36 protein-coding genes are annotated in these 21571 nt (G+C 35.5%); 1 reads left to right on the forward strand and 35 read right to left on the reverse strand.

Features of this window, described 5'->3' with window-relative positions; all coding sequences use genetic code 11:
• Nucleotides 1-12: 12 nt before the first annotated feature.
• From CS562_RS13975 to CS562_RS14075, 22 genes are all read right to left on the reverse strand, one after another.
• The gene (locus tag CS562_RS13975) at nt 13-2058 is read right to left on the reverse strand and encodes a hypothetical protein (protein ID WP_099856447.1); all 2046 of its coding nucleotides are present in this window, start codon (nt 2056-2058) and stop codon (nt 13-15) included.
• 83 nt (nt 2059-2141) lie between these two features.
• Nucleotides 2142-2294: a hypothetical protein gene (locus tag CS562_RS32920; RefSeq protein ID WP_180287126.1), complete on the reverse strand. Its 153-nt coding sequence runs from the start codon at nt 2292-2294 to the stop codon at nt 2142-2144.
• A 432-nt stretch (nt 2295-2726) separates the two neighbouring features.
• Entirely contained in the window at nt 2727-2882 is a 156-nt protein-coding gene (locus CS562_RS32925; protein ID WP_180287127.1) for a hypothetical protein, read from the reverse strand.
• A 12-nt stretch (nt 2883-2894) separates the two neighbouring features.
• A complete protein-coding gene (locus tag CS562_RS13985; RefSeq protein ID WP_099856451.1) occupies nt 2895-3968 on the reverse strand; it encodes a DNA primase in 1074 nt (357 codons plus the stop codon).
• Nucleotides 3969-3987: 19 nt separating this feature from the next.
• A complete protein-coding gene (locus CS562_RS13990) occupies nt 3988-5487 on the reverse strand; it encodes a replication protein (RefSeq protein WP_257219484.1) in 1500 nt (499 codons plus the stop codon).
• Between the two features lie 8 nt (nt 5488-5495).
• The gene (locus CS562_RS13995; protein WP_099856453.1) at nt 5496-6017 is read right to left on the reverse strand and encodes a hypothetical protein; all 522 of its coding nucleotides are present in this window, start codon (nt 6015-6017) and stop codon (nt 5496-5498) included.
• Between the two features lie 67 nt (nt 6018-6084).
• Nucleotides 6085-6912 carry an ATP-dependent DNA ligase gene (locus CS562_RS14000; protein WP_099856455.1) on the reverse strand — a complete coding sequence of 276 codons (828 nt, stop codon included), beginning with the start codon at nt 6910-6912 and terminating at the stop codon, nt 6085-6087.
• Between the two features lie 193 nt (nt 6913-7105).
• Nucleotides 7106-7351: a DUF1653 domain-containing protein gene (locus tag CS562_RS14005; protein ID WP_257219485.1), complete on the reverse strand. Its 246-nt coding sequence runs from the start codon at nt 7349-7351 to the stop codon at nt 7106-7108.
• A 59-nt stretch (nt 7352-7410) separates the two neighbouring features.
• Nucleotides 7411-8592, reverse strand: a complete 1182-nt coding sequence (locus tag CS562_RS14010) for a Gabija anti-defense Gad2 family protein (protein WP_099856457.1) — start codon at nt 8590-8592, stop codon at nt 7411-7413.
• Between the two features lie 344 nt (nt 8593-8936).
• Complete coding sequence (locus tag CS562_RS14015) at nt 8937-9485, reverse strand: hypothetical protein (RefSeq protein WP_099856459.1); 549 nt, start codon at nt 9483-9485, stop codon at nt 8937-8939.
• A gap of 36 nt (nt 9486-9521) precedes the next feature.
• Nucleotides 9522-9761 (reverse strand): hypothetical protein, encoded by a 240-nt coding sequence (locus CS562_RS14020; RefSeq protein ID WP_099856461.1) that lies wholly within the window; start codon nt 9759-9761, stop codon nt 9522-9524.
• A gap of 32 nt (nt 9762-9793) precedes the next feature.
• Entirely contained in the window at nt 9794-9994 is a 201-nt protein-coding gene (locus CS562_RS14025; protein ID WP_099856463.1) for a hypothetical protein, read from the reverse strand.
• A 51-nt stretch (nt 9995-10045) separates the two neighbouring features.
• On the reverse strand, nt 10046-10411 hold the full coding sequence (locus CS562_RS14030; RefSeq protein ID WP_099856465.1) for a recombinase family protein: 366 nt from the start codon (nt 10409-10411) through the stop codon (nt 10046-10048).
• Between the two features lie 36 nt (nt 10412-10447).
• Nucleotides 10448-11086, reverse strand: a complete 639-nt coding sequence (locus CS562_RS14035) for a hypothetical protein (protein WP_099856468.1) — start codon at nt 11084-11086, stop codon at nt 10448-10450.
• Between the two features lie 43 nt (nt 11087-11129).
• Complete coding sequence (locus CS562_RS14040) at nt 11130-11822, reverse strand: metallophosphoesterase family protein (protein WP_099856470.1); 693 nt, start codon at nt 11820-11822, stop codon at nt 11130-11132.
• 12 nt (nt 11823-11834) lie between these two features.
• Nucleotides 11835-12128: a hypothetical protein gene (locus tag CS562_RS14045; RefSeq protein ID WP_099856473.1), complete on the reverse strand. Its 294-nt coding sequence runs from the start codon at nt 12126-12128 to the stop codon at nt 11835-11837.
• 28 nt (nt 12129-12156) lie between these two features.
• On the reverse strand, nt 12157-12339 hold the full coding sequence (locus CS562_RS14050; RefSeq protein WP_099856476.1) for a hypothetical protein: 183 nt from the start codon (nt 12337-12339) through the stop codon (nt 12157-12159).
• Between the two features lie 229 nt (nt 12340-12568).
• A complete protein-coding gene (locus tag CS562_RS14055) occupies nt 12569-13072 on the reverse strand; it encodes a hypothetical protein (protein WP_099856479.1) in 504 nt (167 codons plus the stop codon).
• Nucleotides 13073-13103: 31 nt separating this feature from the next.
• A complete protein-coding gene (locus tag CS562_RS14060) occupies nt 13104-13319 on the reverse strand; it encodes a hypothetical protein (RefSeq protein WP_099856481.1) in 216 nt (71 codons plus the stop codon).
• A 391-nt stretch (nt 13320-13710) separates the two neighbouring features.
• Nucleotides 13711-14073 carry a YhjD family protein gene (locus CS562_RS14065; RefSeq protein WP_099856483.1) on the reverse strand — a complete coding sequence of 121 codons (363 nt, stop codon included), beginning with the start codon at nt 14071-14073 and terminating at the stop codon, nt 13711-13713.
• Nucleotides 14073-14423 (reverse strand): YolD-like family protein, encoded by a 351-nt coding sequence (locus CS562_RS14070; protein WP_099856486.1) that lies wholly within the window; start codon nt 14421-14423, stop codon nt 14073-14075. Before CS562_RS14070 ends, CS562_RS14065 begins: the two co-directional genes overlap by 1 nt.
• Nucleotides 14420-15661, reverse strand: coding sequence for a DNA polymerase IV (locus CS562_RS14075; protein WP_099856489.1), 1242 nt, complete (start codon nt 15659-15661; stop codon nt 14420-14422). Before CS562_RS14075 ends, CS562_RS14070 begins: the two co-directional genes overlap by 4 nt.
• Before the next feature lie 159 nt (nt 15662-15820).
• Between CS562_RS14075 and CS562_RS14080 the strand changes: the two genes are divergently transcribed.
• Nucleotides 15821-16324: a stalk domain-containing protein gene (locus CS562_RS14080; RefSeq protein WP_099856491.1), complete on the forward strand. Its 504-nt coding sequence runs from the start codon at nt 15821-15823 to the stop codon at nt 16322-16324.
• 58 nt (nt 16325-16382) lie between these two features.
• Here the strand turns inward: CS562_RS14080 and CS562_RS14085 are convergent, their stop codons facing one another.
• From CS562_RS14085 to CS562_RS14150, 13 genes are all read right to left on the reverse strand, one after another.
• A complete protein-coding gene (locus tag CS562_RS14085) occupies nt 16383-17003 on the reverse strand; it encodes a DNA-processing protein DprA (RefSeq protein WP_099856493.1) in 621 nt (206 codons plus the stop codon).
• On the reverse strand, nt 16991-17290 hold the full coding sequence (locus CS562_RS14090) for a hypothetical protein (RefSeq protein WP_180287128.1): 300 nt from the start codon (nt 17288-17290) through the stop codon (nt 16991-16993). The genes CS562_RS14085 and CS562_RS14090 overlap by 13 nt, the downstream gene beginning before the upstream one ends.
• A gap of 382 nt (nt 17291-17672) precedes the next feature.
• Nucleotides 17673-17987: a YopX family protein gene (locus CS562_RS14095; protein WP_099856497.1), complete on the reverse strand. Its 315-nt coding sequence runs from the start codon at nt 17985-17987 to the stop codon at nt 17673-17675.
• Between the two features lie 206 nt (nt 17988-18193).
• Complete coding sequence (locus CS562_RS14100; RefSeq protein ID WP_099856499.1) at nt 18194-18427, reverse strand: hypothetical protein; 234 nt, start codon at nt 18425-18427, stop codon at nt 18194-18196.
• Complete coding sequence (locus CS562_RS14105) at nt 18420-19007, reverse strand: hypothetical protein (protein ID WP_099856501.1); 588 nt, start codon at nt 19005-19007, stop codon at nt 18420-18422. Before CS562_RS14105 ends, CS562_RS14100 begins: the two co-directional genes overlap by 8 nt.
• Nucleotides 19008-19041: 34 nt before the next feature.
• Nucleotides 19042-19254 carry a hypothetical protein gene (locus tag CS562_RS14110; RefSeq protein ID WP_099856503.1) on the reverse strand — a complete coding sequence of 71 codons (213 nt, stop codon included), beginning with the start codon at nt 19252-19254 and terminating at the stop codon, nt 19042-19044.
• A gap of 33 nt (nt 19255-19287) precedes the next feature.
• A complete protein-coding gene (locus CS562_RS14115; RefSeq protein ID WP_099856505.1) occupies nt 19288-19488 on the reverse strand; it encodes a hypothetical protein in 201 nt (66 codons plus the stop codon).
• A gap of 15 nt (nt 19489-19503) precedes the next feature.
• Nucleotides 19504-19707: a hypothetical protein gene (locus CS562_RS14120; RefSeq protein WP_099856507.1), complete on the reverse strand. Its 204-nt coding sequence runs from the start codon at nt 19705-19707 to the stop codon at nt 19504-19506.
• Nucleotides 19708-19980: 273 nt separating this feature from the next.
• The gene (locus CS562_RS14130) at nt 19981-20406 is read right to left on the reverse strand and encodes a macro domain-containing protein (RefSeq protein ID WP_257219486.1); all 426 of its coding nucleotides are present in this window, start codon (nt 20404-20406) and stop codon (nt 19981-19983) included.
• Between the two features lie 16 nt (nt 20407-20422).
• A complete protein-coding gene (locus CS562_RS14135; RefSeq protein ID WP_099856513.1) occupies nt 20423-20608 on the reverse strand; it encodes a hypothetical protein in 186 nt (61 codons plus the stop codon).
• A gap of 41 nt (nt 20609-20649) precedes the next feature.
• A complete protein-coding gene (locus CS562_RS14140) occupies nt 20650-21015 on the reverse strand; it encodes a hypothetical protein (protein ID WP_063562957.1) in 366 nt (121 codons plus the stop codon).
• Nucleotides 21016-21080: 65 nt separating this feature from the next.
• Nucleotides 21081-21311: a hypothetical protein gene (locus tag CS562_RS14145; RefSeq protein ID WP_099856515.1), complete on the reverse strand. Its 231-nt coding sequence runs from the start codon at nt 21309-21311 to the stop codon at nt 21081-21083.
• Nucleotides 21308-21520 (reverse strand): hypothetical protein, encoded by a 213-nt coding sequence (locus CS562_RS14150; protein ID WP_099856517.1) that lies wholly within the window; start codon nt 21518-21520, stop codon nt 21308-21310. Before CS562_RS14150 ends, CS562_RS14145 begins: the two co-directional genes overlap by 4 nt.
• Nucleotides 21521-21571 lie beyond the last annotated feature (51 nt).

A 21571-nucleotide genomic window follows, 5' to 3' on the forward strand; every position in this document is an offset into this window, starting at 1 on the left:
TAATATTGGTTATTAAAATTTCACTTTAAGAATTCTCTCAGTTTGTCCCTTTACTTTAACCAGTAGATCATTTCGTCTAGTCGAACTGAATCCAATCCCCGACAACTGATCATCCACAGGTTTAATAGATAGTTTACTTCCTAGTGCCTCAAGAACTCTTCTGTGCTGCATCAATTCCTCTACCAAGAATTCATTATAAAATCCAGATGGTGATTCTGTATTGGTACAGTCCTTTAGGAAAAACATATAATGCTTATGCCCAATTCCTTGTTGTTGATTCCAGTAGTTAGGCGAATATGAGACAACACTTACTGGAACAAATTGATTAGTCTTTACTCCCCATACATCCTTAGATGATGCACTTGAAGGCAATTTTTCCTTAAGAGTAAACCCTTTGTCTCGACTAAAATTCACTTCTGCTACTTCAACTTTCTCACCATTTCTCAATTCTTGGCTGTAGTCGAAGGAATAAATTTGTCCATCAAATTCAATCTCTGCTTTGAAACCTGTCTTCCCTCCGCGATGTGAAAAGTTATGAACTAAGAATTTATATGTTCCTTCTTGCATTCTGTCTTTATTTGTCCAAGTAATATTCTCAACTGCTGGAATTCCCCTAAGCGGATTAATAATATCCACATCTAGTTGACCTGTAGTATATCTATTATTCTTTTCACCATAATAAAGTAGATTACCATCAGGTTCATAGCAATGAGCGTCCAAATCATTTTCGTCATATTGCTCGTCATTCCATTGAATAGAAAATCTGAGTACACCTTCTACATTGCCACCTGCTGATTTTACTCGTTCCTTCAGTGCGCTATCGGTAATATTACCAGAATAGGCCCAACTAAAAGCATTGTCCCATTTAAACATTGACTCTGCGCTGCTGTCTTCGGGAGCAATAAGTGATACCATATTTCCAGAATGCTTACTTTCCAGAAACACTTCTAGTTCATTTGCAGTGGGGAGAATGTGATCAATAAAGCTGTCAATGGAAACCTCTTCTACTCGCGAAAAACTCTTAGGGTTAATACCAATATCTTTTGACATCTTATCAAAAACATTTGCAGCGCCCTGAATACGATTTGCTGAGTCTTTGTTAGAGAAAAGGATGTTGTTCACTGTAATATCATCTAAAGTTGCATGTCTGCGATCCAATGAATTTAAGTATCCAAGCTGTTCAATGGTTTTGCGAGCATCATCAAGCATTCTTTGAGTGAAAATTGGCTTGCTTCGCTTGTAGTTTTGAGGTGCTACAATCACTTCATATTTCTTTACAGCCGTGTCCAAATCCAAGCCTTCACTAACATTGATAAGCAGAGTGCCAATACTGTGGTTCCTGATGCGCCCGATTGCACCGCCAACTTTAACGGATTGTTCCCATGCATAGTTATTTTTTTCCTGAATGGAACTTAGTAAGTCATATGTCTTTTTGTGCTTTAGGAATTCAGTTAGTACTCCTTTCCACTCTTCACCCTTATACAAGGAGTTCTGAGAAATGAGCTCTAAAACTGTAAGTAAGCTGTCTGCACTGATTTCTTCAAGGGATCGTTTAAATACATTGCGTGTATCTCTGTATACTCCTTTTGTTTCTGCTTCTGACTTACTGCTTTGATCAAAGAATCCTTCTGGCAACTCCATGTACAGGTGATCCCATTCAATGATCTTTGTATTTGTTTTTTCAAAATTCTTATCTGTGCCGATTTTCTTAAACTTGGTTACATATACATCAGAAACATCATGAGACCTAATGAAGGTTGAAAGTGCGTTAAGTACTGGTTGGAACTTTGTTTCGTTGGTCTCAAAATCCCAAATAGTAGTGACCTGATTGTCTTTAATAAACACTGCGTTTCCAATATTTTTGATAAACTGTCTACAGCAACTACAATCGTATTCTCTTCGTTCACGGAAAATTTCATTTGTTCCTTTTGGGAAACTGTCAAGATATAGATTCCAGAGCTCGTCTTTGTCCACATCCACCTCAAACAATTTGGTGGCATCTTGAGACAGTTTGTTGAAATTTTTCTGAAGCAGCACCTTTAACTCTTTGGTTTGCATATATGTAAAACTCCTTTTTTATGGTTTTTAAATTTCTATGTAACTATTTGTTTTGTTGATGAAATTCAAACTTCATCTACTTTTTATTTTTCCGTTAGCTCGATAGTTATTTGACCGGAAGAATAAGTTGCATCTTGATTGATGATTAGATTTGATAATCCGTACTCATCTCGCATTTCTTTTACTATCTCAAAAATTTTCTCATCCAGTAACTCTGTAAACTGCTCAATATTCATTTAATAAATCCCTCCCAATCTTGATCAAATCCAACATTCATCAGATTACTTCTCTCAACCCGATGAATGTTGTCTAGTACAGTCACTTGTAAAACTCTTTTTTGCAGCAGATCCAGAATGAATAGTTCTCATTTCCGTTGTCATCCAATATGTATATTTCTTCTTCAACCGCTGCGCAATCGTCATACTTTATAATGTAAAGCTTGTACATTCCCCCGATAGTGACTGGTACATTTCTTATACAGGCTAGTATTTTGACATGGGTGGCTTCCTCCTCATTTTGTGTGGGCGTAAGATCAGATACGTCCATCCTCTGCTCATACATTCGACCATCCCTTTCAGTCTTATATTGTTATTATACTACCGTTATTCATTATGTCAATATGTATTTTTATTCTTAAATTGTTTTAATGAAAACTATATTTTATCTGCTTATACATCAGTCAAAATATCCATCATCTTTTCAATGTCCTCATCATTCAGCCCATTGACTTCTTTCCAATCATTTACTAAAAACCTTAAGGGTGGACACTCCAGATCCCACCAAGATAGAAAGCTAAGTTGTTCAAGCTGTTTTACCGTAAACATTTAACACCTCTCTCATATAGAAATTTTAAATTTAGATTCTTCGTACAATTGCTTAAATGTATCCACACCAAGATCACAAGGACTATCCCTGTCTTTAAACATGTTTTTATTGTCAAATAACGCATACACATTCCGTGTTTTACCAAACTTAGCAGCTTGTTTTTTTATTGCTTCTACGGACTTATCCTTATCCATAGCAATGACAATATTGATGTCTAGCCCTAACTCTTTGATCATCTTTACCTGATACTCGCTAATGTCGTCACCACTAATTGCCAGACAATTTCTATAGCCAAATTGACTGCTTAACCAACATGTCTTTTCAGCTTCAAATATGATCACTTCTTTTTCCTCAAGAATGTAGTACATAGCCCTATGCCAGTTGTACCACTCAATCATCTTATTAAAATTGATGAGATACATAAATTTATAGATATCTCTATCCTCATAATCCTCATAAATTGTTCTGCCTTTGACAGAGATAATATCCCCGAAACGGTTGTGTATTGGAAATACAATTCTTTGACTTCTTATGTCATATCCTATGCCAAATTCAATTTGTGTTTTGTAATCAACTCCTTCATCGTAATATTTTTTATGTGGTAACATTACAAATTGATTCATGTACTCATCGTCATAGATATTGTTTTCCAAATCATCTCTCAGTCGACTCTTCTTGCGCCCTCTTTTTACATTTTTCAACCAGCTTAAATGATCTAATGATGGATTGGGAGAATAAACTCCTGATAAAAATTGCTTATAATTTAACTTATCACATATCCATCTTTTCGCCTTTGGTAGACTTTTCTTTTGCTCATCTAACGTGTAATCATCGAAAACTATGTATGATACTAATCCGTAAATATCGATATCTGATTCTCCAAGCGACCTAATTCTGCTAGATAAAGATTCATTAAGGTAAACCTGTACAGACCTTTTATTTGGGGACTCAAATTTGTGGGGCAATTGTGCTTCATATCTATTTTTCTTGGGATTAACATGTTCACACCCCATTAATTCAAGCAATTCTCCAACTCGGTCTTCCTCAAGTATCTTCTGTTTGATTAATTTTAAGTCATCAATCATGCTGCTCCTCCAAGGGAGTTTAACGTCCGTTATTTGGTACGACTACTAAGGCAACTTCTTTCCATGTATTGAAGTCGTAGTTTACTTCAAAAATGATTTGCTCATCTTCAGATCCCTCTCGGTTCTTGGGAAGGAACATGATAAGGTACTTCTTCTCTGGATCAAGCTTGTACGACTTTTTATTCCACGTTCCAAAACCCTTATCTTTCTCCCAATTGTAAGGAGAAAGTGCGTTCTTTTGTCCGTCGTATTCATCTGCAAATACCAATCTTCCAGCTAAAACGACAGCCGCGACTTCTACAATTTCAGGTGATTTACCGATACAGTCCAAATCAAGATATCTAAACTCTTTACCAATCTTAAGTTGAACAGTTGCAATTGTCGAACAATTATTTGCTTCTTCTTTAATGCAATCATAAAGGTCTTGAGCTGAATTTGAGAAAGCCAGCCATCTATCTATATTTTGGGTCATGTCTGGCTTAAAAGTGTCAAAATAAATATGCTTATATCCCAATGGACGATACAGTTCAATTCTATTGATAACATCTTCAATCCGATATTTCTTAAGTTGTATGAACTTTATATAATCCGGTCTGTGCTTTTTGAGCCATTCTGCTGCTTCCTTTAAAGTGTCTTTGATTTGCTTACTAAATCCACCTCTGTTTACAGTATCACGAGGGATCGGCTTATTTAAAATTCTGGCTGCTACGGTGACAAGAAGTCTAACTCTCCACCTTTTTACCCCCTCCTCATTTGCAAAGACAATTCCTTTTTCTTCTTGCTCAATTAAGCCGAGAACACCCTTCTCAGTTACTAGACTCGATTTACCTACGCCCGATGGCAAAACAAGTAAAATAAGATTACCTAATTTTTGTCCATTTATTTTTTTGTTCAGTCGTGGCGAATCAAACAATGGTACTCCCACATCTTCGCCAGCCTCTAACTGTTCAATTGTCTCGTCTAAGCCATCTGTCAAATTGTATTCTATTACTTCTCCACTGTTTACGTGCGAGAAAGATTCTTTGTGCTTGAACTGAAAGAAACTTTGCATTTGCTTTAAATTCATATTTGCAAGGGTTGTTACTAATTTTTCATTTGAAGTGTCAATTAAACCCTGTTTCTGCAAATTTCTGAGTGACTCGTATTTTTGAACTTCACTAAAATGGTATTCATCATTACCCTTGTCTTCATCGCATTCTGCTTTAACCTCTTCAATTGTTCCATATCCGCCATACTCATTATAATATTCGAAGTATGACTTCCTTCCTGTCTCTTGTGGCCTTGAGGTGAGAAAAGAATATGTAGTTACATCATCAAAACTCCTAATGCCATTATCGAACATCTCTTTACCAATATAGTAGTAGTACCACCAAGTAGCTTCAGTGAAAGTTTCTTTGGTAATCTTGTGGGTCTTGTACTTCCCATATAGACTTGGCGAATTCCAAAGATAACCAATGAAAATAGCTTCGTGTACTTTTGAAGGATCAACGAATTCTTTAATATATACTATATGTATCACTCCTAATTCTAAAGAAAGTTCGAGATATCAAGTTCATCACTTTTATTTTTGTTCTTAAAAGTGTTTTGTAAAGATTGATCCCTTTTACTTTCCATTGCTTGAACTCTAACTTCTGCTGCTTCTTGCTTAGATTTGTTCTGCCTGATTTTAAATGCATCATTCAAATACCCTAGCATAGTTGATATTGTGTAGTTTATTTGTGACACAACAGCCCACTCGCCTATTTTATTGTTAATTGCATTCCTATTTGTCTGCTCCGCTAGACTGTACGCTTCGAGCATTAAAGCAAAATCAGGCCCAGTCCTCCACTTACGAGTCCTACTTCCATTCTTATTTTCATACCCAGCCCTCAGATCCTTGAGACGTGAGATGTTTCCTTTTGGTAGTAATAAAATATCGTGCAACTTGATTATGTATTGGTATAAATTATTCCACTCTTGATTTTCCCTTGCTGTTTCTGCCTTCAACTTTAAATACTTATCATGACAATACTCAACATGATAGTATCTCTTATCTTCCTCATATTTCATGTCTTCCTTCTGTCCGTATTGAGTACAGATAGGACACTTAACTGGTCTAGCCAGTTTAATCACCTCCTCAAAATACAAAACTTTCGAACTCAGGCAATCTCAACAAATTGTTTTTGGTATATCCTCTATGCTTGACTACACACTTGATGACAGGATCAATATAAACCGTATCCTCTGTCTCTCTCTTTTTAAGTTGCTGGAATACTTTATATCCCGCTTTTCTCTCGTTTGTGCCGACAGCTAAACTCATTACCCCAACCATTCGCTTACCATCAGACAAGAGCCAACCAAATTCATTTTTCTTGTATCCAGCAATGAAGTATTCTCCTATCTCATACGCAATTACCTTCAACCACTTGTCGGATCGCTTATCTATCTCATACCTTGAATTAATATCCTTCAGAACGATTCCCTCAAGTTTCTGCTGCTTGGCAAGGTTAAAGTATTCAATTCCATTTCCTCTTATAAAGATCGACTTTGTATAATAGTCATTGTCCGTGAAGGCATTAGAAAGTATCACTTTGCGTTCCATAAGTGGTTCAGAAGCCACACTTTCACCCCTATAGTTAATGATATCGAACGCACAGAACGTAACTTTATGTCTGCTTTTCTTGGACATAAACCTTTCCATGATTGATTCAAAGTTTGGTTTACCGTCTGAGTCAGTTACGATCAGTTCTCCATCAAGCGTTGTCCCTTTTTGTATCGGTATGTTTTTAACCAACTCAGGAAACTTGGCTGTAACATCATTGTTGTGTCTTGTATAGATTTTTACCTTATCTCTGTAATCGACGATAAGACGTATACCATCGAGTTTAAGCTCTGTTATATGCATGTTACTGTTGAAAGGCATATTGTTTGGAGCCTTGTATTGCAACATTGGAGAAGTAAACATATTATCACCCATTTAAGTATATCAAACAGGTGTTTGTATTTTCAGCGGTAATATATGTATGACTTAATACATCTACTCACTCTTCTCACAAGCTTCTGAATCTTTATTATCACTATCTTTGCTCTTATAATGTTTTAATATGTCGTCTACTGTTTTAAGCTCTACTTCCACTTACAATCATTCCAATCTTTGTTTATTCATTTTCTTCCCATTCATTTATTTCTACAAAGCGTTTTGTGCCATCATCCGTATAACCGAAAAACATGTTTGCTGGTCTAGCCCATAAAAGATCATCCTCGCCAATGTAGACAACTAACACCTCTCTGGTTTCAGTGTGTCTTGCGAGTCTTATAAGTTTGTATAATCCACCCTTATAATGTCTAAATGATTGACCCTTGGTTTCCTCGAAACTCAATAAAATCACCTCACTAATACTCACTCTTTCTCTCGATATCTCCCATTTACTATTCCAATATTCTGATGAAACTGTACTTTTACCTAGAATATCGGTACAGCTTTGACTTCAGTCCATTTGATATATTCTTCTTTCGGAATTTCACGTACTACATAGCAGCCATTTGCCAAGATCTTGTCACTGTCCTTTTTAGTGAAGTTATCATAAGGTATAACAACTTCTATGAGTACACCTTTATTAAAATAATTGGACTTGTCGATCTCAAGTTTTTCACTAAAGTATAGATGTTCATTCTTAGGTACATTTATTTCACCAAACTTATACTCGTACTTACTATCATAATGACTAAAGTATTGACCATCTCGTTTCTCAACGAACTTGTAGTATTTCTGCGATTCTATGTATTGTTTTCCATCAATCTCGATCATATTGTTAGGTTCATTTTCAAATTCTCTAAGAGTGTTTTTCTTAGTAATTCTGTATGTATGTTCTTTAATATTCACTACTCTAACTGGCCCTTTTACAATCACATCAAGAATATCCTCTACGTCATCGTATTTAATTTCTTTAGGTTTTTCAAAATAGTCTTCACTCATTGCAATATTTGCAATCTTATCAATGATCTTGCTTAGGCTAAATGCTTCACCTTCTTCAAGTTCAACAAGTTTGTCGTAGTTGATACCATACATTCCACCAAGATGCTGTTTCAATTCGTCTGTGTTAGTGATACATAATTCCATGCAACTCAGTGCAACTCGCAAAAACTCAGGCTTAGAAATGTTATATCCCTTATCCTTATACTTCTGAACTCTCAGCAACGAAACAATTGGAAAGTCAGTGTTCTTGTTAAACTTCAAAATTCGTTGTGCATTGTGCTTCAAAAAGTCTTCATGCAATACAAACTGTTCTGTTTCAAAATCAAATGCTCCCATACATACTGTGTAGTCAAAAGTATTAAAGATATCTTCTGCTCTCTCAAAATACTTAAAGTGAATCATTTGAATTTCCTTGTCATCTACTCTTACTAACAATGCCTTAGATGTTAGAGCATTTACCCAGTCATTACTGTCATCATAAATCTCTTCAATCAACTCGGCTAGAGACTCTTCGTCTCTGAAGTACAAATCAATATCATTTACCGGATTGTTGCTGAAAATACTTGTGATTGTTCCTCCTGCTATGTATGCTTTCTGCTGCTTCAGAGTATTCACCAAGCTTGTTCCTAAATAATTGTACAATTTGTTCTTTTCGAAAATATAATCCATTTAATTAATTCCTCCTTTAGATTCATCTTACCATACATTTTAGTAATTGTACATATTTTTATTCTTAAATAATTCTAATTAAATCAACCTTTTACAAAGATTCTTGATGATATATTTGCGGCATCGCCAAAAGTTTTAACAAACACGAAATCCAACACCTCGAAATAGCGGTTAAATTGGATATCTGCCCACTTATACAACAAGACTGGTTCGGTATATTTTGTAATTCATTGAGATCCATCAGATATGCTTCTGAACAAGTGGTTCCCCTTTTTAGATACTCTATGTAGGTAATACGTTCCGTTCTCATGTTCAATGACTAGATCCACTCTTTGCACTTTAGTTCACCTCCTTCCTTTAGGACGAAGAAACATCCACAATCTTCGATACCACTTTCTTGGTGGGTTAGCTATCTCTTCAAAAACTTCCTGATGCAATAAAGACTCAAAATGTATCAAAGAATCTCTTGCTGGAAAAATGATGTTTTTTTCGTCCTCTTCTATAAACACAACCTGTCCCTTATTTTCATGATAATAGGGTTCAACAAATTTAAAAAAGCTATTAACTTTTCCAACTAAGATTTCAAATGTATTAACTGTAGTCATAGAGTTAAATAAGTGCTTCCTGCTCTTGTATGCCTCTCTGAAGTTTGAAAATTCCTGTTTGGCATCTTTGATATCTTGCCTAGTTAATGCGCTTGATATAACCATCTCAACGAAACCAACAAGCTTAAATAACGAAGGAGAGACTCTATCATATGCTGCTACCTTCATTTCTCGTTTAATACGAATTCTTTCAATTTCCAAACTCGCCTTCTTTTGTCTTGTGACATTAATCGTTGTCAACAATAACCCTGCTGATGATACCACTAAAGTCCATATAGGTACATTCATACCAATTTCTCCCCTTTCCTGTGAAAGTAAACTTTCTTAGAGATTATCTGCATCTGGAACAGATCTATCGACATTAGCTGTTACTTCTATGTCGCTGCATACTCTATTGACTAATTTTCTTGCATCGTCTGCTGTAACTTCAAATAGTTCAGCTAGTTTATTTAAAGTTACATGACCTAGTAAATATAAACCCATCAGCTCGATTGGATTCAACTTCTTAATGTCTGTGTGATAATAATCGATCATCAAATTATTCGACTCTTTAGATGAGAACATAGTTCACCTCCACTCTGTGTGAAAGAAAGATTTTATATAAACTTAAAATCACCCTTCTTGAATGTGAGACCACCATATGAGCTGCTAAGTTGTTTTGTTGCGACATCATCAAACTCCACTAGGTATAAGTCTTCAGAATTGCTTGTTCGGATCGGGTTTTCTTTTATGGTTCCTGATTTTCCAATAGCTTCTTTCCAAACTGTTGAATCGTTAATTATAACTCTTTTCTTCATACTATTTCACCCTTTTCTCCATGAAAGGAAAATTTGATCAGAATACTCTTATTATTTTGTTTTTCTGCTTAAATGAATAGCGATTGAGTTAGTCAAATCATCGGTATCGAACGATCCATTTGCAGCCTCAAGTTTAACGCCGTACTGTTCGATTTTTTCTTTAAGCTCAATCATTTTTGCAACATTTCTAAACAAAACACTTGGTTGTGATGTAATGATTTTTTGGAATTTACCACTTTTCGAATCTTCAATTAGTTTAATTAGACTTGGTCTAGTCTCGTTAAGACCGCTATAGCCAAAATCCTCATAAACACCAACCAGTTTATCATTAACACCTAACATCTTCATACATTCTCGTTCCTGTGATTCAGTAGTTTGTTCTTTTGTTGCCGCTCTGTAGTAAAAAACTGTCTTCATTTTATCTCAACCTTTCTAGATCAAATGTACGTTTCTTTAAGATATGTGATTCTCAAGTTTCTTCTTCCAATCTGAGATTGTATCAAAAACAAATTTTGAAGTTTCTACAGACATTTTATTTACGGCTTCATGTTTTTCTAAAATTTTGAATACCTTATATGGAGTAATTGCATCAATTATTATTTTGTTCTCATATTTTGGTATATCATATTTTATATCATTAAACACATCGTAATTGAAACGGTTCTTATAGCTAAATACAAATGTTGAATTTAGTTTATGATCTCTTCCTCTCTCCTCGAACGCAGAAAGAGTCGAAGGATCTATTTTTTCAAGATTAGATTGAATCTCATCATATAAATAGATTAAAACTAAATCAGCAAACACTTTCTCTTGTTTATCTTTTTTCGTTTCATCTTCAAGTCTTTTAATCTCAAGTTGTTCTCTTTCATGATTTAGTTGTTTAATGGCTATATCAGTTTGCGATTTAGCAATTAATAGAGCTATAAAGGCCGCAGCTATACCTCCAGCGTAACTACCAAAAAAACTAACCCAGGTTTCAGAGTCTCCTATTGCTATAGGATTTGGAATCCATGCTAGCACATTGATGAGAATAGGAATCAATATAACAGCAATCCAATATTTAAGTGGTATACCAAAAAACTCTTTATTCATTTCAGTTCATCTCCAAGTCACTCACAATAAAATATTTGTTTGATTAAATCTTAATCATATCTGTATACAACAACCTCTGCCTATTTGGTAATTCAAAGTCATGATGAAAATGACCAAAATACCATTGCTTATATTCTGCCTTCTGTTCAATACCGTAGAAGTAAGGATGCATCTCATCTCGATCCATTCTAATATTACAACGCTGCTCAATGTATTCCAATGCTGTAGTGGAACAGGTATGTGTCAGTATGTAATCCACTTTCCAGTTGTGCTTCTCTAAATTATTTAATCCTTCTTCATATTCCTCCTTTGACGGCATTTCACGACTCCACCATGACTTTCCTTCCTTGCGATACTCTTTGTCGTGTGAAGCAGCTCCACCAAACGTAAAGATCTTCTTACCTTCAATCTCAAAAACCTGTCCACGCATCAGATGAATAACGCTGTCGTTAATTCTATGTACTTTACCACCATTCCAAATCTCCACCGGATACTCTTCAAGTAAATCGAAGTTCTCATGGTTCCCATCAATAAACAGTGTCATAAATGGCTTAGTCTTATTCAGCCACTTAAGCCAGTATTGATCCTCTTTACTTCCATCCCATATTAAACCGAAGTCTCCAGCAATGATTACATAGTCATCCTTAGTCATATCTCTTTGTTGTGGAAAGTTCTTAGTATTGAGTCGCTTGTTCACACTAATTGTTCCATGAATGTCTCCAGTAATATTGATCATTTATGTCTCCTATCATTTTAGAGTCTCGATAATTTCAATTCCATTAATATCACAATCATAAAACTTATCTTTATCATCATAATAAAAAATTGCTGACTTCTTAACTTTGAGTTTAAATTTACTGTTAGACTGTTCTTCTGTCCAAACAGCGATACCATCTTGTGTATTTGACATTATAAGATCGTAACCATCATTATCTGTATAAGCAAGAAAGTAATCAAGGCTTTCAAGCTCATTCATTTTTTCTATCACAATGTCTAATTTATTTTCAATGGCCCAGTCTTTCAACTCTATCCAGTTGCTCAATTTGAAACCTCCTTATTTTAAATGAAAGTCATATTTCATTAAATTCCGACTTATTTGAGTCATCAGTTATTTCACCTATACCTCCTCTAATACTCTTAAGGTCGACATGGACTTCAATCACTTCGTTCGGGTCAAGTTGTTTCATTTTGAGTGATTTATTGCCATTTTCGTCTAGCAGCCAAGCTTCTCTAACTGAAAACTTTTTAATCAAATTCATACCCTCCCTTTCCTTAAATCTCACATTTCATATTGTTTCTTTTTCAAATAATAAAAGAAAAGATTAAGATGATGGAAAGAAGAATCCATGTGAAATATCCATAAGTTTATCCATCCATTTCTCGAACAAAAAGACCGCATTTTGTCGTGATATCTAAACCAAAACCGATGATAAATAGCCACAATCTCACCCCTATTATGTAAAAGATTCGTTTTACCCGATCTTACTCAACCTTGTACTCTTGTTCTTCCTTTTTCCGCTCATGTTTCTCTAAATAAAATTTGTGGAGAAACCTTCTTTTAATTGTGTCATTTAAATCCTGCTTTATCCAAGGCCTTGCTTCATTTTTAGATCTTTCCCAATCATGCTTCAAAAGCGTACCAATACAATAACGAAACTCTTTCAGCACTTCTTGTGCTCTATTCCCTTTTTCGATTTCTTCTAATAATTCTCTGATTCTGTTATCTAGTCTATTGTCAGAAGTAAACCTTAGAGGATTTAAACTCAATATCAGATGTGTGATGACACCCGCCTCTGTCTCCTTGTCTAGATCATATTTACCAGAATATATTTTCGAAGCGCTAATTTTAACAAACTCTCTCCACTTTGCTCTTTCATCCGTTATGTACTTTAACGATTGATTCTTATCATTGCTTATTTTGTTTATAATGGCTGCGATTACAGTAGCAGAAACGGAAGCCGTTATTATCGTTTGCAATATCCCCATAAGATTCTCCCCTTATTATGAAACTACTCTTTTACTTAAACTTCGTTTCAATAACTTCAAAAACTTCTCCACATTCAACTTTTAATTTAATCGCAGCATTTTCTGCTCTTACAAAAGTAGTATATTTCTTTGCTGTAATTTCACTTCCAACTGTCACTGCTATGTATTCGTCCTCCCTTGCTAACTTTTTCTTTCTTAAGAAGTATTCTGTAGAGTTCAATCCAAACTTACGCATCAATACGAACATACCATTCCCTCATTTCCTTAACGACCAGTGCCACTCAGACAATAATTACAAATCGTCTCACCTTTGATAACTCTCCATCCTTGATTCCTTAAAGCCTTCTCAGCAATCGATTTGTTACCTCTCATTTCTGCTGGATTAATATCTCCACTAGCCCAATTACCACACCTGTCACAGCATGTATCATAATATCTTATTAAATTAAAACTCAATAAAGAAATCCCCCTTTTATCTATGAAAGACTAATTTTACTTTCTCTTATTACCATTATAATCCTTTAATCATCCTGTTCAACACAATATCCTATGTATAAAAGCTGCGTCTCTTGTCATTAACAATTATTTATAATGTTATTTTATTATCTTTATTCTTAAAAGTCAAGTAACAAATCACTTCATGTCTTAGTTAGATCTATTTTCATGTAGTCAGCCAACATTACTAGCACATCTGTTCTAACCCTGCTCATTAGTGGGTTCATTTGATGCTGATATTTACGGATTGAGTAAGAAATAAACAAATTGTCTTTAGTTCTTCTCTGTTCGATGATTTTAATGTCACGGTCTCTTAATGTTTTCTTCAACTCATATATATCAGCGGTTATTCTATCTTGCAAAGAACTTAAATAAAATTTCAACTCTCTTTTTAATATGACACTGCTCTCATCTATCCTTTTCTTGTCTTCTTCTATAACGTCTAACAGTAACGGCATCTCAGCATATTTTTTCACCAACTCCAACTCTTCAGCACTTTGTTTCATTATTCTAATCCTCCTCCCGATAATCTGACAGCAACTAAACTCTTTATGTCGATCCATTCGTGCCCATTTTCCCATTCGATTCTAATCTTCTTTCCTAACTCATTAACCTTTGAAACAATCCCACTTACAGCCCGTTTCGAATTCGATTCAAAAATCTCAAAGTATGCTTCTTCAGTATATCTATATGATATTCCTATGTTTTGATAAATAACTTCCCATTCGTCCTCGTGTAAAAGTGGTTTAGATAAATCGTTATCTCTTGAACGATGTTCAATGATTCTTTCTTTATGTTGTGGCAGCATCATACGACTTGATTCCCACAGCCCATTTGCCTCCAGTTTTTTGCTCATTTATAGTGTCCTCCAATTTTATTTGATCTGTCTATGGCTTGACCAGCAGATGTAATTGAGCTTGCCCGTAAGATTGCAATATCTCCAAAACGATCCTTAATGTCATCCATTACCTTATCAATCGCACGTTTTTGTTCTTGATCATCGAACAATGAGAGTTGATAGGTCTCAGCATTGGAAAGATTGGACAATGATATCCCCACTCTTCGCACAGGCTGACCATCCCAATGTTGCCTAAAGATTTGTTTAGCTATCTTACACACGTCTACAGTTATGTTAGTGGGATCTTGCAACTTAACTTGTCGACTGAAACCTGTAGGATGATCAAAGTCTGCTCCCGATAAACTCATTGTAACTACACTACCCATTAATCTCTTTTTACGTGCACGTCTACAAACCTCAGTACAGATATCTTGAATGACTACTTCAATCTCCCAAGCTTCTGTATAATCCCTAGGCAGCGTCATACCGTTCCCAATATCCTTTTGTACACTATGAGTATTAATTGTTACTGGAGAGTCATCCAGTCCATTTGCCACTCTCCAAATAACCTCTCCGTTTACGCCCCATTTGCTTCTCAATTTTGACAGAGGAGTATTCGCAAGCTGTCTTATTGTTCGAATGCCCATTTTCCATAAATGTTTTTCCATCCTAGACCCAATACCCCACATATCACGAATTGGTTTATCGCCTATGTGCTGATGAAGCTCTTCTTTTTTAAGGAAGAATACTCCACCTTCAATTTTCTTAGCGATCAGGTCACAGCAAAGCTTACTCATCACTTTATTTGTTGAGATGCCAGCTCTTGCATAGACTCCCGTTTCATTGTAAATCTTGTCTTGAATCTGCTTTGCTAAATCAATGGGATCATTGCCAAAAAGGTGTAGTGATCCTGACACGTCCGCGAAAAGTTCGTCGATGCTATAGGGTTCCACTAAGTCAGTAAACTCCTCAATAATGGACATAATTTGAGTTGAAACTTCGATGTATTCCTGCATATGTGGCCTTACAATAATCAGCTCAGGGCACTTTTGAAGTGATTGCCATAATGGTTCAGCGGTTGACACGCCTTTTGCTTTAGCTAGAGGACATGCAGCAAGTATGATTCCTGAACGCCTTGCTGGATCTCCTGCAACTGCCAACGGTTTGTTTTTATGTTGCGGCATTTTAGCCTTTTCTACACTGGCATAAAACGATTGCATGTCAATTAACATAATTGTCCGCTCTTTCTTCGCCATCATTATCACTCCCGTAGTTATATAAGAACATTTGTTTGTATTAGTATTATACACCGAACAGACGTTCTTTATGCAACAGGAAATTTTTGTAGTTCAATTAAACATTAAAGTTGTATAATACATTAGGTATTCTATCTCACATAACAAGGGAGTATTAAAATGAAGGACAAGTTAAAGGGGTTAGTGATTGGTATTCTGATCGGATCAACAATTACAGGGGCAACAGCATTTGCAGCTACTACAACACCAATTAAAGCAGCAATCCAGAAAGTCAGTCTTTATGTAGATGGAACTAAGAAATCCACAACTGATGCAATAACGTACAAGAACACTACATATATCCCAGTTAGAAGTATGAGTAATGCAATTGGTGAGAAGGTTTCATTAAAAGGGGATAATCTTTATATAGGCAAGCAGCCGAAGTTTATTGTAAATGAGGACAATGCCTACAAGTATGTTTATGCTAAGATCAAAGTTGATGCTGATAAATACAAACTGGGGTTCATGGACGAGGGATATAGTGATGATGGGAAATATTTTACGATCAGAGCTTATGAAGATCATCAAGAATACATCGTCACTTATGGATTTTATTATGTAGAATTGACTACAGGAAATGTTTATAAATTTGACCTTTTCTCTGACGGTTTAATAAAACTATAGGGTGGATTTCTCCACCCCTTTTCTTCTTAAAACTTGTCTTTCATTGAAACAATCATATTTAAACAAACGAAAAACTTCTCATTTTTTCATCAATATCTATTTCCATGTCCCACCAAATCTTACCCTCTTTTACCTCAGGATCTTTTTGGAGATTCATTTCATTATCTAATCTAAATACATTTTGATCATATACCTTCCCGTAGCTCATTCCATATCTAGTACCACCTTCGATCACTCCTTCATTTTTCACTGTAACGATTTTTGGACACAATGCTGCCAATAGTCGATCACGTTCAATTAAACGCTTTGAGAATTGACTCAATCCTCTCTCGTTGCGTTCAACTGCCTTTGTGGCGTATGGGTGAATAATACATCCTTTGTTTCTAATCTCTTCGGCAAGGCTACGGTTTTTCCATGGGTAGATATCTTGCTCAATAGGTGTGTTTACGATTGCTATCGTTTTCCCATTTCCAGCTATAGCTCCCTTGTGTGCGGCTGCATCTATACCTTCCGCTAATCCCGAAACAACTATGTATCCGTGCCTTGCTAAATTATAGGCAAAACTATGTGCTGTTTTTAACTCTTCAGGGCTTGCTTTTCTTGACCCAATCACGGCAACCCAATTGTCTCTTTGAGTTAAATCCAAATTTAAACCAGATACTTTAATTAGTCCCACCATCCTTGAGACTTTTCAGCAATGATTTTGAATGCTTCTTTCATGTCATTTAACTCTTGCTCTTCGGCTTTACGATTTACCTCTTTCCATTCCTGATAAACAGGGCTATTTCTATTCACATGCCATTTGCGATTCTCAATACTGATAAATCCATCCGGTAAGCTATCGACCTTATTGGAATGAACGCTGTTTATCATATTGTTGAGTTTATCTTTTGCTTCTTTAATTTCTTCTGCAATCTGTGGAGCTTCAACAGAATATGTATTCTTACTATTAAAGAATTTCTCCATACTGGACATCTTATAATGAACAATGCGATACAGATAATCATGATCATAGTCCCTATCAGTCCATACAATCGGCAACCATTTAATCAGATTCCGAACTCCAACTCTAAATGCTCGTGCTTGTGACATAATTCTTTTGTAGATGTTTATACTAATGACCTCTCTTCAATTATAGGATATGGAATCTTCGTAACACTGCAATTAAAACAAACGTTGCCATCATCACATAAAAGTATAGTCTGTGTGAGAATCTTGATTTATTTGTAAAACTTACGAAACGGATAGGAAGATATGCTAGTGCCATTGTACTCAACAATCCCAATGCAGTATCTAAATAATTTACCAGAGTTCCTGCCTCACCTTTCTTTATCAATTGTTCATTTTATCAGATAGAAATTTCATACACATTCCCTACCTTTGTCCCCTTGGTAATACAGGAGCCTTTTAGATGTTCTTCATGCTCAGGATCTTCTAAATGCTTTGAGTCTGCCAAATAATAGCCTGTGTTCACATAATCCCACTCAACTACGTACAGCCAACCCTCATATTCTATAACGTCTTTATGATAAACTTTTTGCTTGCCTGACACATCGTAAAGGCCAGTAAACGCTCTAAATATATAGTTGGCATAATGTCCACTACCTTCAGCATCATGAACTCCACTCTCCTCAAACCAATATAAATCTTCAATGGTCTCCATTTCTTTGCGGCGAGTATCGAAAGCCTGAAATTCTGAAAAACATTACTAAGTCACTCCTTATTCGTATTTTCAATCCAATATGTATTTCATTCAATTACTGATATCTTAATTTCTTTTCCTTTTAATCGATCTAGAATCACTCCAATAGAAGTGCCTCCAATAATGTGATCTGTAACAATGCCTCTTGATGGTGTAACTTTACCTGTTTACTGAACATTACCTGAGAAATCTTCGTCATCAATGGCTATGGATTCTCCATTTTGTTTATCCAGCTCATTTGCCACTTGATTAAATTCATTGGCGATACTTCTAAGATCCTGAGCACTCCACGTGTTATTTGTTAAACTGATACTGCTAACAAGCCGATGTGGGAATCCGATTTGTTTTACTATTTTCCCTTTTATAAATCTCCCGTTAACCTTTATCTCAGCACTAAACATTCGCAATTTCCTCCTTTTTAGTCCATTCTAATTTATTTGTTTCGTGTCTATCCTTTTTATGTTTGAACCCCAGTTTCGCCAAAATATAATCATAAAAGGGCTTATAGTTATAGTTGTCTGTTCTGATATCTTTAGTTAAGTATGGTGACATATCTGAGGGATGTTTATAATAATGAACCCTTAAATAATATCGTTCCCCATAACTATCTCTCCCGAGTACTCTGACACACAATTCAGCATATTTATTTTCTGCTTGAGGAATCCAAACATAATGATGTGAATGGAAGCTTCCATCTGGATCATTTCTTAAATCCTCAACCTGATAAAGACATCCATCTCTAACTTCATATGTATACCGCTCATTGTCTGGAGCATAATTGAAACTCTTTGGAATTTCGTATTGAACACCATTAATATCTGCTGTATTAAGTTTACTACTTACTCGGCGTGCTTCCTCGTCAATCTTATGTCTCAACTTGTACATCTCTTCCCCAATGCCCTTTTTTGCCGTTTTGCTTTTCACATTCCCGTAATCCATTTTTGCTTGTTCATACTCGTTCTTCATTTCTATTAGCTGCATTTTCTACCTCCCCAATGTTAGTCAAACACGAATTTCATTCTGACTTGTTGAAAGCAATCCTTCGGTATATACCAGTCATATGTATTTGATTAATGATGTGATTTCGAATCTTCTTTTCTGAAAGATATGATTTTACTGGTGTGTCTGTTTCCTCAGCAAATTTTAGCAATTGTTCCTTTGTGAATGGATCAAATACTACTTTTAATTCTTCAACAGATAGATTGTAGTAATATTCTAGTGTCAACAAATGAATCTCCTCCTTTCCAATAAAATAGACCTTTTACAAGATTGTATACCATGCCTCTAGATTACTTTCAGTTAGCGGAACTACTTCGTTTAAGTGCTCTCCATCCTGATTGCAATATACAATTGCACTGTCTCCAAACCTTCTAGTTATGTACCACTCCTCATGAAGTCCGTATTCTGCTTTTGCTACATTTCCATTAGTCAGCAGATCTAAAATCCCCGCCAACGTCAACATTTTAATCACTCCTTATTATAAATAGCCAACAAATGTCCCTTTTGGTGCAATTTCAATCTGATCAATAAAGTCTCTCTTTGATAAATACTCAATATCAAGCTTACTCCTGTATCCAATTAAGCCTTTAATTACAGGCGATCTATATGCCACGATACCAAATTTATTTAGCACTTTTTCACACTTTTCATAGTCTTCAGAAAGTCTAATTATGTACTCCATCTACTAAGCTCCCCCTCTTATCTACCAAAGAAGTCATTGATACACTCCTTCTTAAAACTTTCAAGAGATATTCCATAGTCGCTATCTAATTTATTTTTATACACACTCTTCCAACCAAACCAATACTTCATTTTCTTAAAAATACTCAGATTGTATTCTGTTGTATATAACTCAACTCCACCCATACGACCCGTTGATACTCTTGACTGTCTAACTTTCATTAAGTATCGTGTTCCATTTTCTACCCAATACTTTTTATACAAACTTGTCCCCTCACAATCTGTACAATGTCACTTCATAATCGCTGAATACTTCTTCAATAATTCCATAAACAACTTTCCAATCTCCATTAGCTAACCCACAACCAATGTTATATGGAAGTGCAACTGAATAACCAAACTTCTTTGCCCGTAACTTCAATGACTCAAGCGCAGACTTCAAAGCAGCATAGTCTGTGTATACAACGTTCCTATTTCTTCCATATGTAGTCTGTCCAAATATATTAGCTATAACTCTCTTATTGTTTACCTTGGTAGTCCAACATAGACCCAGTAATCTATCACCATATTCATGACATGCCAACTGGTAAAACGGATAAGCATCTGGGTACATCTGTTTGATTGCTTTGGCGATTCCTGATCCCCAGACACCTTTAGTATTTGTTTGATGCCCAATGATATCTTCAGTAGCATCAAGCAAGTCACCATCGATTATTTTAATCCTTCACATTGTCCTTTCTTTGATGGGCATATAATTCATAGAACTTTGTAAATAATTCACCACTAGATGGACTTCGTTTAATTTCAAACTCAATTTCTCTTGTTCCTAATTCCAACATAATCTCTTCTTTTATGTCTCCAAGTTCTTCGAGTTGTTTTTCATGTAATAAATAATAGTCCAAAGCTTATTCTCCTTTCCTGTGAAACGTGCCTTTTACTTAGACTATGATTGCAAGTCATCTACTCTAACTAAGCCCCATTTCTCTTCGTCGTCTGGTGTTGCTTCTCTGACGAACTTTGCCTGAACATGAGGACACAAACACCCATCTTCTTCTCTTACAATCATTTCAATAAGATTGTCTGCACACCATGATCCCTTATTGTATCTAAACTCAACATCTTCATCCTTCCAAGACTCCGGTACGTCCATTACCATCCTAATAGTAAAATCCATAACAACTGTTCTGTTTCTAATTACACATTCGGAAGTATGTGACTCTCCAATCAAGCTATGGCAATAAAAACAACGATCTGGTTTACCTGCTGGTCTTGCTGCATATTCAGTTACAATCCAATCTTTTCTTCTCATATAGCTACCTCCAATTTTTGATGAAACAGATCTTTTACATAAATATATTTGTGGTATATTTACTCTTAATTATTCTTCTGTAAAGCATCTAATGCGGATCTCATCCTTTGTACGGTTTCGTCAAGCACTTGCTGCGCCCAATATTCCAGAGGATAGTGTCCAACAAATTCTTCATCTTCTTTTAACATCTCAATAAAAGATGAATGACTAATAATGACTCTTACTAAACTTTCCTCTAAAGGTGTTGCATCGGTTATGTACTGGATTAACATTTCAACAAAAATATGATCGTTCAATGAACTTGTCCTCCTAGCTCTTTTCTATATTTACTATCTGCTATCTCAGGGAAGATTGCTACGAATAAATCTATTACATCTAAAATTTTACGTTCTCCGTTTGTTGCAACATAGAATCCAAAGTTTTCACTATGCTTAGTTACTTTTATGCCCAATTCTTCAGCTAATATCATTGTCTTGTCTAAATCAACTGATTTGATGTCTTTCAATTTATGTATCGCCTCCTAATTAAAGTAGTGGTATAACAACTTGTTAAAGTC

The sequence above is a fragment of the Paenibacillus sp. LK1 genome (assembly GCF_002750415.1).
GTDB classification, from domain to species: domain Bacteria; phylum Bacillota; class Bacilli; order Paenibacillales; family Paenibacillaceae; genus Paenibacillus; species Paenibacillus taichungensis.

Coding starts and splice junctions, on each gene's coding strand:
- CS562_RS13975 (WP_099856447.1), bottom strand. CDS start 2,058: ATGCAAACCAAAGAGTTAAAGGTGCTGCTTCAGAAAAATTTCAACAAA.
- CS562_RS32920 (WP_180287126.1), bottom strand. CDS start 2,294: ATGAATATTGAGCAGTTTACAGAGTTACTGGATGAGAAAATTTTTGAG.
- CS562_RS32925 (WP_180287127.1), bottom strand. CDS start 2,882: ATGTTTACGGTAAAACAGCTTGAACAACTTAGCTTTCTATCTTGGTGG.
- CS562_RS13985 (WP_099856451.1), bottom strand. CDS start 3,968: ATGATTGATGACTTAAAATTAATCAAACAGAAGATACTTGAGGAAGAC.
- CS562_RS13995 (WP_099856453.1), bottom strand. CDS start 6,017: ATGAAATATGAGGAAGATAAGAGATACTATCATGTTGAGTATTGTCAT.
- CS562_RS14000 (WP_099856455.1), bottom strand. CDS start 6,912: ATGTTTACTTCTCCAATGTTGCAATACAAGGCTCCAAACAATATGCCT.
- CS562_RS14010 (WP_099856457.1), bottom strand. CDS start 8,592: ATGGATTATATTTTCGAAAAGAACAAATTGTACAATTATTTAGGAACA.
- CS562_RS14015 (WP_099856459.1), bottom strand. CDS start 9,485: ATGAATGTACCTATATGGACTTTAGTGGTATCATCAGCAGGGTTATTG.
- CS562_RS14020 (WP_099856461.1), bottom strand. CDS start 9,761: ATGTTCTCATCTAAAGAGTCGAATAATTTGATGATCGATTATTATCAC.
- CS562_RS14025 (WP_099856463.1), bottom strand. CDS start 9,994: ATGAAGAAAAGAGTTATAATTAACGATTCAACAGTTTGGAAAGAAGCT.
- CS562_RS14030 (WP_099856465.1), bottom strand. CDS start 10,411: ATGAAGACAGTTTTTTACTACAGAGCGGCAACAAAAGAACAAACTACT.
- CS562_RS14035 (WP_099856468.1), bottom strand. CDS start 11,086: ATGAATAAAGAGTTTTTTGGTATACCACTTAAATATTGGATTGCTGTT.
- CS562_RS14040 (WP_099856470.1), bottom strand. CDS start 11,822: ATGATCAATATTACTGGAGACATTCATGGAACAATTAGTGTGAACAAG.
- CS562_RS14055 (WP_099856479.1), bottom strand. CDS start 13,072: ATGGGGATATTGCAAACGATAATAACGGCTTCCGTTTCTGCTACTGTA.
- CS562_RS14060 (WP_099856481.1), bottom strand. CDS start 13,319: ATGTTCGTATTGATGCGTAAGTTTGGATTGAACTCTACAGAATACTTC.
- CS562_RS14065 (WP_099856483.1), bottom strand. CDS start 14,073: ATGAAACAAAGTGCTGAAGAGTTGGAGTTGGTGAAAAAATATGCTGAG.
- CS562_RS14070 (WP_099856486.1), bottom strand. CDS start 14,423: ATGAGCAAAAAACTGGAGGCAAATGGGCTGTGGGAATCAAGTCGTATG.
- CS562_RS14075 (WP_099856489.1), bottom strand. CDS start 15,661: ATGGCGAAGAAAGAGCGGACAATTATGTTAATTGACATGCAATCGTTT.
- CS562_RS14080 (WP_099856491.1), top strand. CDS start 15,821: ATGAAGGACAAGTTAAAGGGGTTAGTGATTGGTATTCTGATCGGATCA.
- CS562_RS14085 (WP_099856493.1), bottom strand. CDS start 17,003: ATGGTGGGACTAATTAAAGTATCTGGTTTAAATTTGGATTTAACTCAA.
- CS562_RS14090 (WP_180287128.1), bottom strand. CDS start 17,290: ATGGAGAAATTCTTTAATAGTAAGAATACATATTCTGTTGAAGCTCCA.
- CS562_RS14095 (WP_099856497.1), bottom strand. CDS start 17,987: ATGGAGACCATTGAAGATTTATATTGGTTTGAGGAGAGTGGAGTTCAT.
- CS562_RS14100 (WP_099856499.1), bottom strand. CDS start 18,427: ATGTTTAGTGCTGAGATAAAGGTTAACGGGAGATTTATAAAAGGGAAA.
- CS562_RS14105 (WP_099856501.1), bottom strand. CDS start 19,007: ATGCAGCTAATAGAAATGAAGAACGAGTATGAACAAGCAAAAATGGAT.
- CS562_RS14115 (WP_099856505.1), bottom strand. CDS start 19,488: ATGTTGACGTTGGCGGGGATTTTAGATCTGCTGACTAATGGAAATGTA.
- CS562_RS14120 (WP_099856507.1), bottom strand. CDS start 19,707: ATGGAGTACATAATTAGACTTTCTGAAGACTATGAAAAGTGTGAAAAA.
- CS562_RS14140 (WP_063562957.1), bottom strand. CDS start 21,015: ATGAGAAGAAAAGATTGGATTGTAACTGAATATGCAGCAAGACCAGCA.